This is a genomic window from Actinacidiphila sp. bgisy145 (genome assembly GCF_057708125.1).
The window spans coordinates 18,288-34,116 of the sequence record NZ_JBYIRL010000065.1 but is presented as its reverse complement, the minus strand read 5'-3'; the positions used below and the strand labels follow the sequence as shown (position 1 = coordinate 34,116).

Annotated in this window: 5 protein-coding genes; all 5 read left to right on the top strand. The window is 75.4% G+C overall.

The features are described from left to right. Window positions 1–2,641, top strand: a 2,641-nt coding sequence (locus AC3ERT_RS34975) for an SDR family NAD(P)-dependent oxidoreductase (RefSeq protein WP_435179077.1), incomplete at its 5' end; no start/stop codon positions are given. A gap of 105 nt (window positions 2,642–2,746) precedes the next feature. Next, entirely contained in the window at window positions 2,747–10,525 is a 7,779-nt protein-coding gene (locus AC3ERT_RS34970; RefSeq protein ID WP_435179075.1) for a beta-ketoacyl synthase N-terminal-like domain-containing protein, read from the top strand. Between the two features lie 116 nt (window positions 10,526–10,641). Beyond that, a complete protein-coding gene (locus tag AC3ERT_RS34965; protein WP_435179079.1) occupies window positions 10,642–12,270 on the top strand; it encodes a PfaD family polyunsaturated fatty acid/polyketide biosynthesis protein in 1,629 nt (542 codons plus the stop codon). Between the two features lie 5 nt (window positions 12,271–12,275). Beyond that, window positions 12,276–13,982 carry an acyl-CoA dehydrogenase family protein gene (locus AC3ERT_RS34960; protein ID WP_435179073.1) on the top strand — a complete coding sequence of 569 codons (1,707 nt, stop codon included), beginning with the start codon at window positions 12,276–12,278 and terminating at the stop codon, window positions 13,980–13,982. Further along, window positions 13,982–15,775 (top strand): acyl-CoA dehydrogenase family protein, encoded by a 1,794-nt coding sequence (locus AC3ERT_RS34955; RefSeq protein WP_435179071.1) that lies wholly within the window; start codon window positions 13,982–13,984, stop codon window positions 15,773–15,775. The genes AC3ERT_RS34960 and AC3ERT_RS34955 overlap by 1 nt, the downstream gene beginning before the upstream one ends. Window positions 15,776–15,829 lie beyond the last annotated feature (54 nt).

Sequence of the window (15,829 nt, the reverse complement as noted above, 5' to 3'; positions counted from 1 at the left end):
CATCGACTCGATCAAACGGGTCGAGATCATGGGCGTGATGCAGGAGCGGTTCGCGTTCGAGTCGTCCGCGGGTCCCGAAGCGCTCGCCGAGCTGCGGTCGTTGGGCGACATCGTGCGGTTCGTCACCGGCGGCGCCGCCCCCGCCTCCGCCCCCGCCTCCGCCGCGAGCGGCCCGGCCGCGCCCGCCCCTGCCGCCGCTCCTGACGCTGCCACGCCGGCACCGGCACCGACACCGGCGCCGTCCGAGCCGCGGGGCCGGATCGGCCGGGCCCAGGCGGCCCTGGCCACGCTGCCCGACCCGGACCGGCTCGTGGCCGCCTACCCGCAGGGCGGCGGCGCGCTGCTCGTCGACCACGGCGGCGACCTCACCCCGGTGCTCGCCGAGCGGCTGGCCGCCGAGGGCTGGAAGGTGCACGTCCTGCGGCTGCCGGGCGTGCCCGAGCGCGCGGCGGGCGTCCGGGACCACGCGCTGGCGAGCTGGGGCGTGACCGAGCTGGCCGCGCGGATCGAGGAGGCCCTCGCCGACCGGATCAGCCTCGTCCTCGACCTCACCGTCCCCGGTGGCGACTGGGCCGACGGCGTCAAGCGGCTCGCGCACTCCCTGCTGGTCGCCAAGCACGTCGTCGAACCGCTCACCGAGGCCGCCGCGTTCGGCCGGGCCGCCTACGTGGCCGTCACCCGGCTCGACGGCGCGTTCGGGCTGCACGGGGTGGCCGAGGAGGCGATACCCGGCGGCGGCGTCGCCGGCCTGGTCAAGACGCTCGCGGTGGAGGCCCCCGAGCTGTTCTGCCGCTCGGTCGACCTCGCCCCCGCGCTCGACCCGGCGGCGGCCGCGGCCGCCGTCCTGGAAGAGGTGCACGCGGCCGGGGCCGAACCGGTCCAGGTGGGACGCGACGGCACCCGGCGGGCCGGCCTGACCCTCGCCGACCAGCCGCTGACCGGCACCGGTACGGCGAGCGCGCCGCTCGGCGCCGGCGACCTGCTCGTGGTCACCGGCGGCGGCCGCGGCATCACCGCCTCCTGCGTCGCCGAACTGGCCCGCCGCCACCGCCCGGGGCTGCTGCTGCTCGGCCGCACCCCGCTCGGCGAGGAGCCGGCGTGGGCGGGCGGCGTACCGGAGGGCGGCCTGAAGGCCGCGGCCGCCGCCGAGTTGAAGGCGGCGGGCGAGAAGCCCACCCCGAAGCGGGTCGAGCAGCTCTACCGCACCGTGGTCGCCGTCCGCGAGATCCAGGACACGCTGGCGCAGGTGCGCGCGGCCGGCAGCGAGGCCGAGTACCTCGCCGTGGACATCACCGACCCGGCCGCCACCGCCGCCGCGCTCGCCCCCTACCGGCAGCGGGTCACCGGCCTGGTGCACGGCGCGGGTGTGCTCGCCGACCAGCTGATCGCGAACAAGAAGGCGTCCGAGATCGAGCGGGTCCTCGCGCCGAAGCTCGCCGGGCTGCGCTCGGTGGTCGCCGCGCTGCCCGAGGACGCGCTGCGCCACGTGGTGCTCTTCTCCTCCGTCGCCGGCTTCTTCGGCAACCGCGGCCAGTCCGACTACGCGATGGCCAACGAAGTGCTGAACACCTGGGCGTCCGCCTTCAAGCAGCGCCACCCGCGGGCCCGGGTCACCTCCCTCAACTGGGGCGCCTGGGACAGCGGGATGGTCTCCCCGGAGATCAAGGCGGTCTTCGAGCAGCGCGGCATCACCCTCATACCGGTCGGCACCGGGGCGCGGATGTTCGCCGAGCAGTTCGCCGCCGAGCGCGCCGACGACGTGGTCACCGTGCTCGGCCCGACCACCCCGCTGTCCGCGCGCGAGGCGGTGGTGCTCGGCGCCGAGGTCACCGTCGAACGCGCCCTGGCCGGCCTGGCGGCCGACCCGATCGTCACCGACCACGTCATCGGCGCCGACCCGGTGCTGCCGGCCGCCGTCGCGCTCGGCTGGGCGATCGGCGCGGTGGAGCGGGCCGGGGGCGTACCGGTCGGCCAGGTACGGGATTTCGCGGTGCACAAGGGCATCGTCTTCGACGGCGGCGAGCCCGGGACCGTACGACTGGTGCTGAGCCCCGCGGGCGGCGCGGTACGGGCGGCGATCCGCTCGACCGGCGCCGACGGCGCCCTGCGGCCGCACTACGCGGCCGTGGTCGACACCGGCACCCAGCCGGCCGAGGCCGCGCTCGCCGGGCTGCCGGCGCTGGGCGGCGGACAGGACGCCGCCGGGTTCTACGCCGACGGCACCCTCTTCCACGGCCCGTCCCTGCGCGGGGTGCGCCGGGTGCTGGCCGAGGCGCGGGACCGGCTGGTCCTGGAGTGCGCCCTGCCCGAACACCGCCCGGCCGGCGGCGCGTTCGGCGGCAGCCGGTACGCGCCCGGCACCGCCGACCTGCTGCTCCAGGCGGGCCTGGTGTGGGTGCGGCTCTTCCAGGGCAGCGCCGCGCTGCCGCTGGGCATCGGCCGGGTCGACCTGCACCACCCGCTGCCGGACGGCGCACCGTTCCTGGTCGTGGTGGAGCCCGCCGCGGACGGCGCCGGCCACGGCACCGCGGCCTCGCTCACCGTCACCGCCTGCGCCCCCGACGGGCTGGTGCTGACCCGCTTCGACGCGGTCTCGGTGGTCTCCGCCCCGCAGCTCGCGGCCAAGTTCGCCACCAGCTGACCGCCCGCGTCCTTGACGGACGTGCCTGACCCGGTCGGTCCGGCCAGCGCCCCGATCACGCCTGCCGGCCGGACCGACCGACCCCAGAAGGGACACCCAGCTCCGATGAGCACGTACGCCATCGTCGGCCTCTCCTGCCTGCTGCCGGGAGCGGAGACCCCCGAGCAGTTCTGGCAGAACCTCGACTCCGGTACGGACAGCCGCACGGACGGGGGCGAACCGGTCTTCGGGCCCGCCCCCGCGGCCGGGGACGCCGACCCGCGGCACGGCATCTACTGCCGTCGGGGCGGCTTCGTCAGCGGCTTCGACTTCGACCCCACCGGCTACCTCCTCGACCCCGGCCACCTCTCCCGCCTCGACCGGCTCTTCCACTGGTCACTGCACGTCGCCCGCGAGGCGCTGCGCGACAGCGGCCACGCCGACCGGCCCGCGACGCTCGAGCGCACCGGGCTGATCCTCGGCGCCTACTCCTTCCCCACGCCCTCCTCCGCCCGGGTCAGCGTGCCGCTGGCCCAGGAAGCGGTGCTGGAGGGGCTGCGCGCCAGCGGGCGGCCCGAACTCGCCGGGCTGGGGCGGCGCGCCCTGGTCGACCCGGCCGGACTGAACGCGGCGGACCTGCGGGTCAGCGGCTCCCCGGCCGGGCTGGCCGCGACCGCGCTCGGCCTGGGCGGGCCCCGCTACGCGCTGGACGCGGCCTGCTCCTCCGCGCTGTACGCGCTGAAGCTCGCCTGCGACCACCTGGCGGCCGGCCAGGCCGACCTGGTGCTGGCCGGCGGGGTCTGCGCCCCCGACCCGACCCTCATCCACCTGTCCTTCTCCGACCTGCGCGCCTACCCGTCCGACGGCTTCAGCCAGCCCTTCGACGACCGGTCCGGCGGCATCCTCACCGGCCAGGGCGCCGGGATGGTCGCGGTGCGGCGGCTCGCCGACGCGCTGCGCGACGGCGACCGGATCTACGCCGTCGTCGACGGCATCGGCCTGTCCAACGACGGCGCCGGCCGGCACCTGCTGGTCCCGCGGGGCGAGGGCCAACTCGACGCGTACGAACTGGCCTACCGCGGCTCGGGAGTCGACCCGACCGCCATCGACTACCTGGAGTGCCACGCCACCGGCACCCCGATCGGCGACGCCACCGAGGCCGAGTCGGTGGCCGCGTTCTTCGGCGCGCACGGCAAGGTGCCGCTGATCGGCTCGGTCAAGGGCAACATCGGCCACCTGCTGACCGTCGCCGGGCTGAGCAGCATGCTCAAGGTGATCCTCGCCATGGCCGGCGGGCACATACCGCCGACCATCGGCGTCGAACGGCCGGTCACCTCCAAGGACGGCGCGGTCGGCGACGGCGTGCTGGTCAGGAGCGGCCGCCCCTGGCCGCGGGGCGACGGCCCGCGCCGGGCGGCCGTCTCCGCGTTCGGCTTCGGCGGCACCAACGCCCATGTGCTGCTCTCCGAGCCGGTCGCGGCCGACGGGCCCGGTGCGGGCGGCGACCAGGACCCTGTGGCGCTGCCCGCGCTCGACGTGGTCGGACTCGGCGCCCACTTCGGCGCGTTCGACAGCGTGGACGCCTTCGAACGCGCCGTGCACACCGGCGCCGACGCGCTGGTCCCGCTGCCCGAGCGGCGCTGGCGCGGCCTGGAGCAGACCGTCGGCGGCTCGCTGGAGCAGATCGCCGGCATCGGCCCGCAGGACCTGCCGCACGGCGCGTTCGTGGACGGCGTCGGCATCGACCCGATGGACCACAAGATCCCCCCGGCCGACCTGCGCACGTACAACCTCCAGCACGCGCTGGCCACCAAGGTCGCCGACGAGGCCCTGCACGACGCCGGGTTCAGCCGCGAGGTCCCCGCCGGCCGCCGCGCCCCGCACCCGCGGCGGATCGCCGTCGTGGTGGCCATGGAGATCGAGCCCTACACCCACGCCCGGCTCACCCGCTACAGCCTCGGCGGCTTCCTGCGCGAGCAGTTCGCACGCGCCGGCGTCGAACTGACCGACGAGCAGCGGGCCGCGCTCACCGCGGCCGGCCGGGACGCGGTGGTCGACCCGATCGTCGCCAACGAAGTCCTCAGCTACATCGGCAACGTGATGGCCAGCCGGATCTCGTCGCTGTGGAACCTCACCGGCCCGTCGTTCACCGTCTCCGCCGACGGCTCCGGCACCGCGGAGGCACTGGAGATCGCCCGGCTGCTGCTGCTCGACCCCGGCATCGAGGCGGTGCTGGTCGGCGCGGTCGACCTGGCCGGCTCCGCGGAGAACCTGCTGCTGCGCCCCGACGCCGTCCGGACCGCCGGACTGACCTTCGGCGAGGGCGCCCGCGGGCGCCGGATCGGCGAGGGCGCGGGCGCCGTCGTCGTCACCCGGCCCGGCGAGGGCACCGGCACGGTCTACGCCCGCCTGGACGCCGTCGCCGTACGCCACGCGGCGCCGGTCGACGGCGTGCTGCCCGAGGCCGACGCCGCACCGCTCGCCGCCGCGGCCACCGCCGCCCTGGCCGCGGCCGGGATCACCCCCGGCGACATCGGCTACGTCGAGGCCCACGCGGGCGGCACCGCCGCCCAGGACCGGGCCGAACTCGCCGCGCTGGCCCGGGTCTACCCCGCGGGCTCCGGCAGCGTCGCGCTCGGCAGCGCCAAGGCGCAGATCGGCGACGCCGGGTGCGCCGCCACGATGGCCGCGCTGATCCGCACCGCGCTGTGCCTGCACCACGGCTACCTGCCCGGCACCAGCGGCTGGCAGCGCCCCGCCGACGACCTGGCCGCCGACTTCGCCGCCTCCGCGCTCCACGTCCCCGCCGACTCCCGGCCCTGGCTGCGCCCCGCCAAGGGCGCCCGCCGCCACGCCGCGATCGACCTGATCGGCGCCGGCGGCACCCACGGCCACCTCGTACTGTCCGCGGACGCCACCCGCGGCGCCGTCACCGCCAGCGACTGGCAGCGTGCCGGCGGCCCGCTGCTGCTGCCGCTCGGCGCCGCCACCCCGGACGCGCTGGTCGCCGCCGTCGCACACCACCGCGACCTGCTGGCCGGCGGCGCGGACCCGTACGAACTGGCGCGCGCCGCCGCGGCCGAACTGCCCGGCAGGCGGCTGCGGGCAGTGCTCGTCGGCCGGGACACCGCCGAACTGCTCGCCCAACTCCGCCTCGCCGCAGGCGACCTGCCCGGCACGCTCGCCCGCGGGGACGAGTGGGCGACCCCCGCCGGGTCCTTCTGCACCCCCCGGCCGATCGGCCCGGACGGAAAGGTCGCACTGGTCTACCCGGGCGCCTTCAACACCTACCCCGGCCTCGGCCGCGACCTCTTCCGCGCCTTCCCCGGGCTGCTCGACCGGTTCGAGGAGCAGGCCGACGAACCCGCCCGGCTCCTCCGCGCCGAACAGCTCTACCCGCGCACCCAGGCCGCCCCGCAGCGCCGCGACCTGATGGAACTGGAGACCCGGCTCGGCGAGGACATCCCGTTCATGCTCGCCACCGGTACCAGCTTCGCCATCCTCTACACCGAGCTGGTCCGCGACGTGCTGGGCGTCACCGCCCACGGCGGGTTCGGCTACAGCCTCGGCGAGTCCAGCATGCTCTTCGCCACCGGCGGCTGGCAGCCGGCCGGCCGCCGCGACGACCTGATCAGCGGCACCCCGATCTTCCGCGACCGGCTCTGCGGCCCGCGCCGCACCGTCCGCGAGGCGTGGCAACTGCCCGGCAGCACCCCAGACAAGGACGTCTGGTCCACCCATGTGCTGCTGTCCGCCGAGCCGCCGGTACGCGAGGCACTCGCCCGCTACGACCGGGTGCACCTCACCCACGTCAACACCCCCGGCGAGCTGGTGATCGCCGGCGCACCGGACCAGTGCGCCGCGCTCATCGCCGAGTTGGGCTGCCCCGCGGCACGCTCCCCGGTCAACGTGGTCATGCACAACCCGGTGGTGGACGCCGAACTCGACGGCCTCGCCGGGCTCAACGACTACCCCACCGGCTCCATCGGCGACCTGGAGCTGTTCAGCGCCTACGACTACGCGGCGATCGCCGACCTCGACCGCACCCGGATCTCGCGGCGGATCGCCCACACCCTGCGCTCGACGATCGACTTCCCGCGGCTGGTGCGCACCGCCTACGACCGCGGCTTCCGCTACTTCCTCGAGGTCGGCCCCAGCGCGACCTGCTCGCGCTGGGTGCGCGACACGCTCGGCGACGCGCCCCACGTCGCCGCGTCCATCGACCGGCGCGGGGTGCCCGCCGCGAAGTCCCTCGCGCAGATGGTCGCGCGGCTGGTCGGCCACGGCCTCCCGGTCGACCTGACGGCACTGCTCGGCCCGGCCCCCGGCCCCTCCCGCGGCGCCGAACGCCGCGCGGCCGCCGCCCGCTTCCGGGTCGGCGGCGGCCCCCCGATCCCCGCCCGCGTCGCCCACGCCGCCGCGACGACCCTGGAGGCCGCGCCTGCCGCACGGGCCCGGGGGCTCGCCGCGGTGCCGGTGCCCGCCGCTACCCCGACGCCGGCGCGGCAAGCCGCCGGCGCACCGACCGGCCCCGCCGCTTCGCTGCCGGCCGCCACGGCCGGATCGGCCGGTCCGTTGCCGGGTACTGCCGCCGTGGCGCGGCACGTTGCCGGGGCGTCGGGTGCGCCTGGCGCTTCGGGAGCCGGCACGGTCTCTGGCGTGGCCGGAGGCGTGCCTGCCGCTTCGTCCGCCTCGGCTGCGCCTGCCGATACGGCCGGGGCGCTGCCGGGCGTTGCCGGGGCGTCGGGTGCGTTGGGAGCGGACACGGCTTCCGGCGTGGTCGGTGGGTCGGCAGGACCTGCCGATGCAACCTCCGGCGTGACCGGCGCACCGGCCGTGCCTGCCGAGGCGACTGGTCAGGCCGGTCCGTTGCCGGGCGTTGCCGGTGCGGTGCGGCGCACCTCCGGGGTGCCGGGTGCGGCGGGTGCGTCGGGAGCCGAGTCGGCCGTACCCGCCGATACGGCGGTGGCTTCCGCGGCGGCCGGAACCGCTGGGGCGCCGACCGCGCCCGCCGAATCTGCTGCCGGGGCGCTGCCGCCCACTGTTCCCGTCCTGTCCGAACCTCCGGAGGAGCCCGCGCTGATGCCTGCCGACCCGACCCTCGCCGACCCGGAGGTCATCGCCTTCGACGGCGAACCGATCAGCTTCCTGCCGTGGGCGCCCGCGGGACCGGCCGAGCCGGCGCCGTACGCCCCCGCCGTGGAGGCGCCCCCGGCACCCGCTCCGGCGCCGGTGCCGACCGCCGCCGACTCCGCGCCGACGCCCGCCGCAGGCCTGATCCGCGAGCTGCGCGCGCAGATGCTCGCCACCCACACGGTGGTCATGGAAACCCAACGGGTGCTCCAGTCCGCGACGTTGGACCGCGCCGAGGCGCTGCTCGACCCGGCTGCCCCGGCCCGCCCCGTGCTGCCGCCGCACTCCGCACCGCAGGCGGTGGACCCGGCCCCGGTCCGCCCCTCCCTCCCCGCCGCCAGCGGGCCCGCGCCCGTGCCCACCCCTGAGCCCGCACCCGCCCGCACGGGCGTGATCTGGGACGAAGCGGACCTCCTGGAGTTCGCCACCGGCTCCGTCGCCAAGGTCTTCGGCCCGGAGTTCGCGGTCGTCGACACGTACGCCAAGCGCGTGCGGCTGCCCGCGCAGCCGTACCACTTCGTCACCCGCGTCACCGCCCTGAAGGGCACCACGGGCGTCTTCGAACCCGCCACCATCACCACCGAGTACGACGTGCCGCAGGACGCCTGGTACGCCGTGGACGGCGGGGTGCCGCCGGCCGTCACCGTCGAGGCCGGGCAGTGCGACCTGCTGCTCGTCAGCTACCTCGGCATCGACTTCCGGAACAAGGGCGAGCGCGTCTACCGCCTGCTCGACAGCTCGCTGATCTTCCGCGGCGGGCTGCCCCGCACCGGCCAGACGCTGCGCTACGACATCTCCATCGACCGCTTCGTCCACCAGGGCGACACCACCATCTTCTTCTTCAGCTACTCCTGCTACGCCGACGGCGAGCTGATCCTCGAACTCAAGGACGCCTGCGCCGGGTTCTTCAGCCGCCAGGAGCTCCAGACCCCGCTCGGCGTGGTGATCACCGAGAAGGAGAAGGCCGCCCGCGCGGCCCTGACCCCGGGCTACTTCAAGCCGCTGGCGTACACCGAGAAGAACCATCTGACCGCGGCCGACCTGGAGTTGCTCGCCCAGGGCCGCCCCGGCGACGTCTTCGGCCCGCACCACGCCCAGGCCCCGGGCGTCAACCCGGCGCTGCGGCTGCCCGACGAGCGGCTGCGGATGGTCGACGACGTACGCGTCGACCGCACCGGCGGCCCGCGCGGCCTGGGCAAGCTGGTGGCGACCAAGCAACTCCAGCCGGACGCCTGGTACTTCGCCTGCCACTTCCCGGACGACCCGGTGCTGGCCGGCTCGCTGGTGGCCGAGGGCGCCGTCCAACTGCTCCAGATCTACCTGCTGCACCAGGGCATGCACCTCACCCTGCCCGACGCCCGCTTCCAGACCATGACCGACCTGCGGATCGACGTGCAGGTGCGCGGCCAGATCACCCCCGAGCACCGCGAGATCCGCTACGAGGTCGAGGTGATGGAGCTGACGCTGCTGCCGCGCGCCTCGGTGGTCGCCGACATCCTGGTGTACCTCGGCGACAAGCCGGTGATCCGGATGCGCAACCTCGGCCTCCAGGTCCGCGAGAAGGAGGGCACCCCCTACCGCCCGGAGGTCGGCGGCTTCCCGGCGTTCCTCGGCCGCACCAACCGCTCCGGCGAGCCGGCGATGATCAACGAGATGCACCTCGCGCACGCCGCCAAGGGCGACCTCGGCGTCGCGATGGGCCCGGAGTTCGACATCTACCGCACCAGCCGGGCGCCGTACATCCCCAACGGGGCCTTCCAGTTCGTCGACCGGGTGATGTCGCTGGAGGGCACCCGCGGCGACCTGAGCCCCGGCTCGGTGATGGTCTGCGAGTACGACTCGCCCGCCGACGCCTGGTACTACCGGCAGAACTCCTCGCCGTACATGCCGAACTTCGTCTACATGGAGTCCTCGCTCCAGGCGGCGATCTTCCTCGGCTACTACCTCGGCGCCACCCTCGGCAAGCCGCAGGAGCAGTACGCGATCCGCAACCTGGACGGCCGCGCCACCCTCGTCAAGGACATCGACCTGCGCGGCCGGACCATCCGGCACACCTCCACGCTGCTGATGACCAGCGCGGTGTCCGGCGCGGTGCTCCAGAACTTCCGCTACGAACTGTCCGCCGACGGCGAGGTGTTCTACACCGGCGAGTCGCTCTTCGGCTACTTCAGCGCCGCCGCGCTGGCCAACCAGGCCGGCCTGGACAACGGCCGCTTCGTGCCGCCGTGGATCGAGCAGGAGCAGGTCCCCGAGGAGCGGGTCCGCCGGATCGCCCTGCCCGACGGCGCACCCGCCTTCACCGACCCCGCCGGCGGCGAACTCCACCTTCCCGGCGGCAACTTCGCGCTGGTGGACCGGGTCGAGCTGGTCGCCGACGGCGGCCGCCACGGCGCCGGCTACGTGCACGGCTACCGCCAGGTGCGGCCCGACGAGTGGTACTTCGACTGCCACTTCCACCGCGACCCGGTGATGCCAGGCTCGCTCGGCGTGGAGGCGGTGCTCCAAGCGCTGCGGCTGTTCGTCATCGAGACCGGCCTCGCCGAGGGCATCGAGCGGCCGCGCTTCGCGATGGCCGAGGGCGTGGAGACGTCCTGGAAGTACCGCGGCCAGATCCTGCGCGACGACGGGGAGATGCGGTTCGACGCGCACATCAAGGAGGTGCGCCGCGAGGCGGACCGGCTGCTGGTGATCGCGGACGCGGACCTGTGGAAACCGGGCCTGCGGATCTACGAACTCGCCGACGTGGCCATCGAGGTCCGCCCCGGCGCCTGACCGTCCCACCGCCCGGCCGCCGTACCGGCCCCGCCCCGCCCCCGACCGGACCCGCCCGCACAGCCCCTGGAGCCTCCCCGATGGAGAACCGACCCCCCATGGAGCACCGCACCCCCATGGACCACCGAGACATCCCGCTCCGCTGGCACGGCGAGCGGCACCCGAGCACCGACTCGGCCGGGATCTACCGGGCCCTGGCCGACCTCGACGAGCAGTGCAGCATCGTCCTCACCGCCGACGGCATCGGCGCGGTCTCCGGCGGCGCGGCGAGCGCCGGCGGCGCCGGGCTGCCGCTGCTCGCCTCCGTCCCGCCGCTGCCGCCGCACCGGCTCGGCTCGGCCGCGTTCCTGACCGCGCACGGCGTCCGGCAGCCGTACCTGGCCGGGGCGATGGCCGGCGGCATCGCCTCCGCCGACATGGTCGTCGCGCTGGCCCGGGAGGGCTTCCTCGCCTCCTTCGGCGCTGCCGGACTGCTCCCGGAGGCCATCGCCCGGGCGCTGACCCGGTTCGCCGCCGAGATCCCCGGCCTGCCGTACGCCGTCAACCTCATCCACAGCCCCAGCGAGGACCGGCTGGAGCGGGAGGCGGTGGAGCTGTTCCTGCGGCACCAGGTGCGCTGCGTCGAGGCGTCGGCGTTCATGGGCCTGACCCCGCACGTGGTGCGCTACCGGCTGGCCGGGCTGCGCCGCGGCGAGGGCGGCCGGGTCGTCGCGGAGAACCGGCTGATCGCCAAGGTGTCCCGGCCGGAGACCGCCGAGCGGTTCATGCGCCCTGCGCCGGCCGCGCTGGTCAGCACCCTGGTCGAACAGGGCCTGGCCACACCGGAGCAGGCCGCCCTCGCCCACCATGTGCCGCTCGCCGACGACATCACCGTGGAGGCCGACTCCGGCGGCCACACCGACCGCCGCCCGCTGCCCGCCCTGCTCCCGACGATCGTGCGGCTGCGCGACGCGGTCCAGCACGAGCACCGCTACGCGGCGCCGGTGCGGGTCGGCGCGGCGGGCGGTATCGGCACCCCGGCCGCGGTGGCCGCGGCCTTCGCGATGGGCGCCGCCTATGTGGTGACCGGCTCGGTCAACCAGTCGTGCCTGGAGTCCGGGGCGTCCCCGGCGGCCAAGGCGATGCTCGCCGAGGCGGACATCGCCGACTGCGAGATGGCGCCGGCCGCCGACATGTTCGAGATGGGCGTCGAACTCCAGGTGCTGAAGAAGGGCACGCTCTTCCCGATGCGGGCCCGCCGCCTCTACCAGCTCTACCAGGCGCACGACGGCCTGGAGGACCTGCCCGCCGCCGAGCGCGCCAAGCTGGAGCAGCAGGTCTTCCGCCGCCCGCTGGAGGACGTCTGGAACGACTGCGTCGGCTACTTCGAGCGGCGCGACCCCGAGCAGCTCACCCGCGCCGCGGGCAGCCCCAAGCGCAAGATGGCGCTGGTCTTCCGCTGGTACCTCGGCATGGCCTCGCGCTGGGCGGTCACCGGCGAGCCGGACCGCGTGACGGACTACCAGATCTGGACCGGCCCGGCCATGGGCAGCTTCAACGACTGGACCACCGGCAGCTATCTGAAGACCCCCGGCAACCGGCGGGTCACCGACGTCGCCCACCACCTGATGCGCGGCGCCGCCTTCCACACCCGGCTGGCGCACCTGCGCACCGCTGGGGTGAGCATCCCGCCGTCCGCCGCCGACTACCGCCCGGTCCCGCTGGACGCCCCCGTCCTCGGCTCCTCCCCGGCAGGCACCCGATGACGACCGTGGCGACCAGGCCCCTGACCCCCGAGGCGCTCGAACTCCTCCTCGGCGACCCCGCCGACCCGGCCAACCCGTACGGTTTCGCGGCCGCCGTGGACCGCGACGAACACGACGCCTTCCCCGACGCGCTGTGCGACGCGCTGCGCTCGGCCGGCTTCCACCTCAACTACCTGCCGCGCGCCTGGGGCGGCACCTTCGAGTCCTTCGACCGCAGCCTGACCCTGGTAAGGGCCGCGGCCCGCCGGGACGTCAACGTGATGCCCGGCACCATGTTCAGCATCATCGCCGCGACCTGCCTGCAACTGCACGGCAGCGCCGCGCAGCAGGACCGGGCCGCGCAGATCCTGCGCCGCGGCGGCGCCGTCGCCTTCGCGATGACCGAGGCCGGCCACGGCAGCGACCTGCTCGCCAACGAGGTCCGGCTCACCCCGGACGGCCTGCTGTACGGCGAGAAGTGGATGGTCGGCCTCGGGCTGCGCTGCGAGGCGGTCTACGTGGTCGCCCGCACCGGCGAGCGCGGCCCGGGCGCCTTCACCGCGGTGCTGCTCGACCTGGCCGGCGCCCCGGCCGGGCAGCTGGCCCGGGACCCCGCCCCCCGCACCGGCGGCATGCGCGGCATCGACTTCGCCTACCTGCGCTTCCACGGCCTGCCCGTACCCGGCGAGGCCCTGGTCGGAAAGCGGGGCGAGGCGCTGGAGATGGCGGTCAAGGCCCAGCAGGCGGTGCGGCTGATGAGCATGGCCGGCAGCCTGGGCTGCGCCGACACCGCGCTGCGGCTGAGCCTGGACTTCGCCGCCGCCCGCCGGGTCGGCCGCACCACGCTCGACCGGGCGCCGCACTCCCGCCGTGAACTGGCCGTCGCCTCGGCCGCGCTGCTCGCCGCGGACGCGGTCGCGCTGGCGGCGGCGCGCGGGGTGCACGTGGTGCCGGAGGCGTTCAGCGTGTGGGGGCTGGCCGCCAAGCACGTGGTGGCCGAGGCCGCCGACGACCTGATCCGCCGCTGCGGGTCGGTGCTCGCCACCCGGTCGGTGCTGCGCGACGGGCTCTTCCAGAAGCTCCAGCGCGACTCGGCGGTGGTCCGGGTGATCGACGCCAGCGCGCTCGCCAACCTCCGCTCGTACGCGGGCCAGTTGCCCACCCTCATCGAGGAGCGGGGGGCGGCGGAGCCGGACGCGGTGCGCGCGGTCTTCGCGCTCGACGCGGACCTGCCCCCGTACGAGCCCGCCCGGCTCGACCTGTTCACCCGCGGCCTGGACCCGGTGCTCGCCGCGCTGCCGCAGGCGGCGCAGGTGCTCACCGACGCGCTGGGCGACGGCCCCGAGGACCGCGAAGTCGCGGCGCTCGCCGCACAGTTGACCGGAGCGGTGGACGAACTCCGCGCCCTCGCCGGCCAGGCCCGGCGCCCCGGCGCCGACCCCAACGCGCTGGTCGACCTCGCCGAGCGCTACGCCTGGCTGCACGCCGCCGCGGCCTGCCTCCACCTGTGGTCGGCCAACCGGCACACCGCGCTGTACGGCACCGCGCCCGGCGCCACCGGCTGGCTCGGCGCCGCGCTGGCCTACCTGCTCGCCCGCGCCGACGGCACCGACCCCCGCCGCCGCGCCGCCGCGCTGCTGCCCGCACTCGACGCCGTAGGCGCCCTGCGCGACGGCGACCGGCTCTTCACCGCCCTGCCCGTACGCCTGGCCGCCCACCGCGAGGAGTCCTGATGCCCAAGGCCGACCTGACCGCCCTGGCGGCGCGGCTCGAAGCGCACCTCGGCGACCCGCACGACCCCGCCGCCCGGATGCCCTTCACCCGGATCATGGAACTGGACGAACGCGAGGAGTACCCGCACGAGTTCGTCGGCGACCTGCGCGGCTGGGGCGTGCCGGAGTACGCCCTGCCCGGCGAGCAGGGCGGCCGCGCGGGCGACGTGGAGGCCGAGTTCAACCTCGTCCGGCTGATCGCCCGCCGCGACCCGACCACCGCGACCGCGCTGATCATCACCAACCTCAGCTTCATGCCCGTGTGGATCGGCGGCAGCCAGGAGCAGAAGCAGCTCGTCGTGGACGACGTCAAGCGCGGGCTGCGGCTGTCGTGGGGCCTGTCCGAACGCGGGCACGGCAGCGACCTGCTCGCCAACGAGATGACCGCGGAGAAGGTGCCCGGCGGCTACCTGCTGACCGGCGGCAAGTGGCTGATCGGCAACGCCACCCGCTCCGACGGCATGTGCGTGTTCGCCCGCACCGGCGCGCGCGGCGGCCCCGGCGGCTTCTCGATCTTCGTACTGGAGAAGCGGCGGACACCGGTCGGCTCGGTGGTGGAGCTGCCGCGCGAACGGCTGCACGGGCTGCGGGCGATGGACATCAGCGGCATCGAGGTGGACGGGGTCTTCGTGCCCGACGCCGCGCGGATCGGCGCCGAGGGCCAGGGCCTGGAGATCGCGATCAAGGCCACCCAGACCGCCCGCGCCCAGATCAGCAGCATCGCCCTGTCCGCGGTGGACACCGGGCTGCGGCTGACCCTGGACTTCACCGAGTGGCGGGTCATCCTCGGCAAGGCGGTCAGCGACATCCCCTACAGCCGCCGCCAGCTGGCCGAGGTCTTCGCCGACCTGATGGTGTGCGACGCGGTGAGCCTGGGCGCGGTCCGCGCGCTCCAAGTGGTGCCGCAGCAGGTCAGCGTCTGGTCGTCGGTGGCGAAGTACTTCGTGCCCACGGCCCTGGAGCAGACCATGTCGCAGCTGAGCGTGGTGCTCGGCGCCCGCTTCTTCCTGCGCGGCCACCCGCACTACGGCGTCTACCAGAAGATGCTGCGCGACCTGCTGGTGGCGAACTTCGCCGACGGCAACACCGTGGTGAACCTGCGCAACCTCGGCAGCCAGCTGGAGGCTCTGCTCGCCTCGGCGACGGGCGCGGGGGAGGAGACCCGGGCGGCCGCCGCCGAACGCGCCGCGGTCCTCTACGGCATCGACCGCGCGATGCCGCCCTACCGGCCCTGGGAGCAGGAGCTGCACGCGCGCGGCATGGACGACGCGGTGCTGGCCGCGCCGGACGGCGTACGGCGGCTGCGCGCCCTGGCCGAGCAGGCCAAGGAGGAGGAGCGGGACCGGCTGGCGCGCGCGGCCGACACCGCCGCCGAACTCCTCGGCCACGCCGGCTCGATCGCCGAGCGCACCGCCGCGCTGCGGTCCGCGCTCGGCCGGGAGTACGCGCAGTCCGCGGAGCTGTTCGACCTGGTCAAGGAGTACTGCCTGGTGCACGCCGCGGCCGCGTGCGTGCTCACCTTCGTGCACTCGCACGGCGCGCTCGACGACCCGTTGCCCAACGCCGCTCTGCTGCTGCTCCAACTGGAGCGGCTACGAAGGAGGTTGCGGCCGCACGAGGCGGTCACGGACGCGTCGGACACCGACGAGGTGATGCGGGTGATGCGGCTGATGCACCGTGAGAACCGGCTTTTCTCGCACTGGCAGTTCCCGCTCGCCGAGCGCACCGCCGACCTGTCCGCGGCCCGCAGCTGAGCCGCACCAGGACCCGTACGCACGCCGCCTGCCGCGGCGCCCGACGTGAGGAGG

Coding starts and splice junctions, on each gene's coding strand:
- AC3ERT_RS34965 (WP_435179079.1), top strand. CDS start 10,642: ATGGACCACCGAGACATCCCGCTCCGCTGGCACGGCGAGCGGCACCCG.
- AC3ERT_RS34955 (WP_435179071.1), top strand. CDS start 13,982: ATGCCCAAGGCCGACCTGACCGCCCTGGCGGCGCGGCTCGAAGCGCAC.
- AC3ERT_RS34970 (WP_435179075.1), top strand. CDS start 2,747: ATGAGCACGTACGCCATCGTCGGCCTCTCCTGCCTGCTGCCGGGAGCG.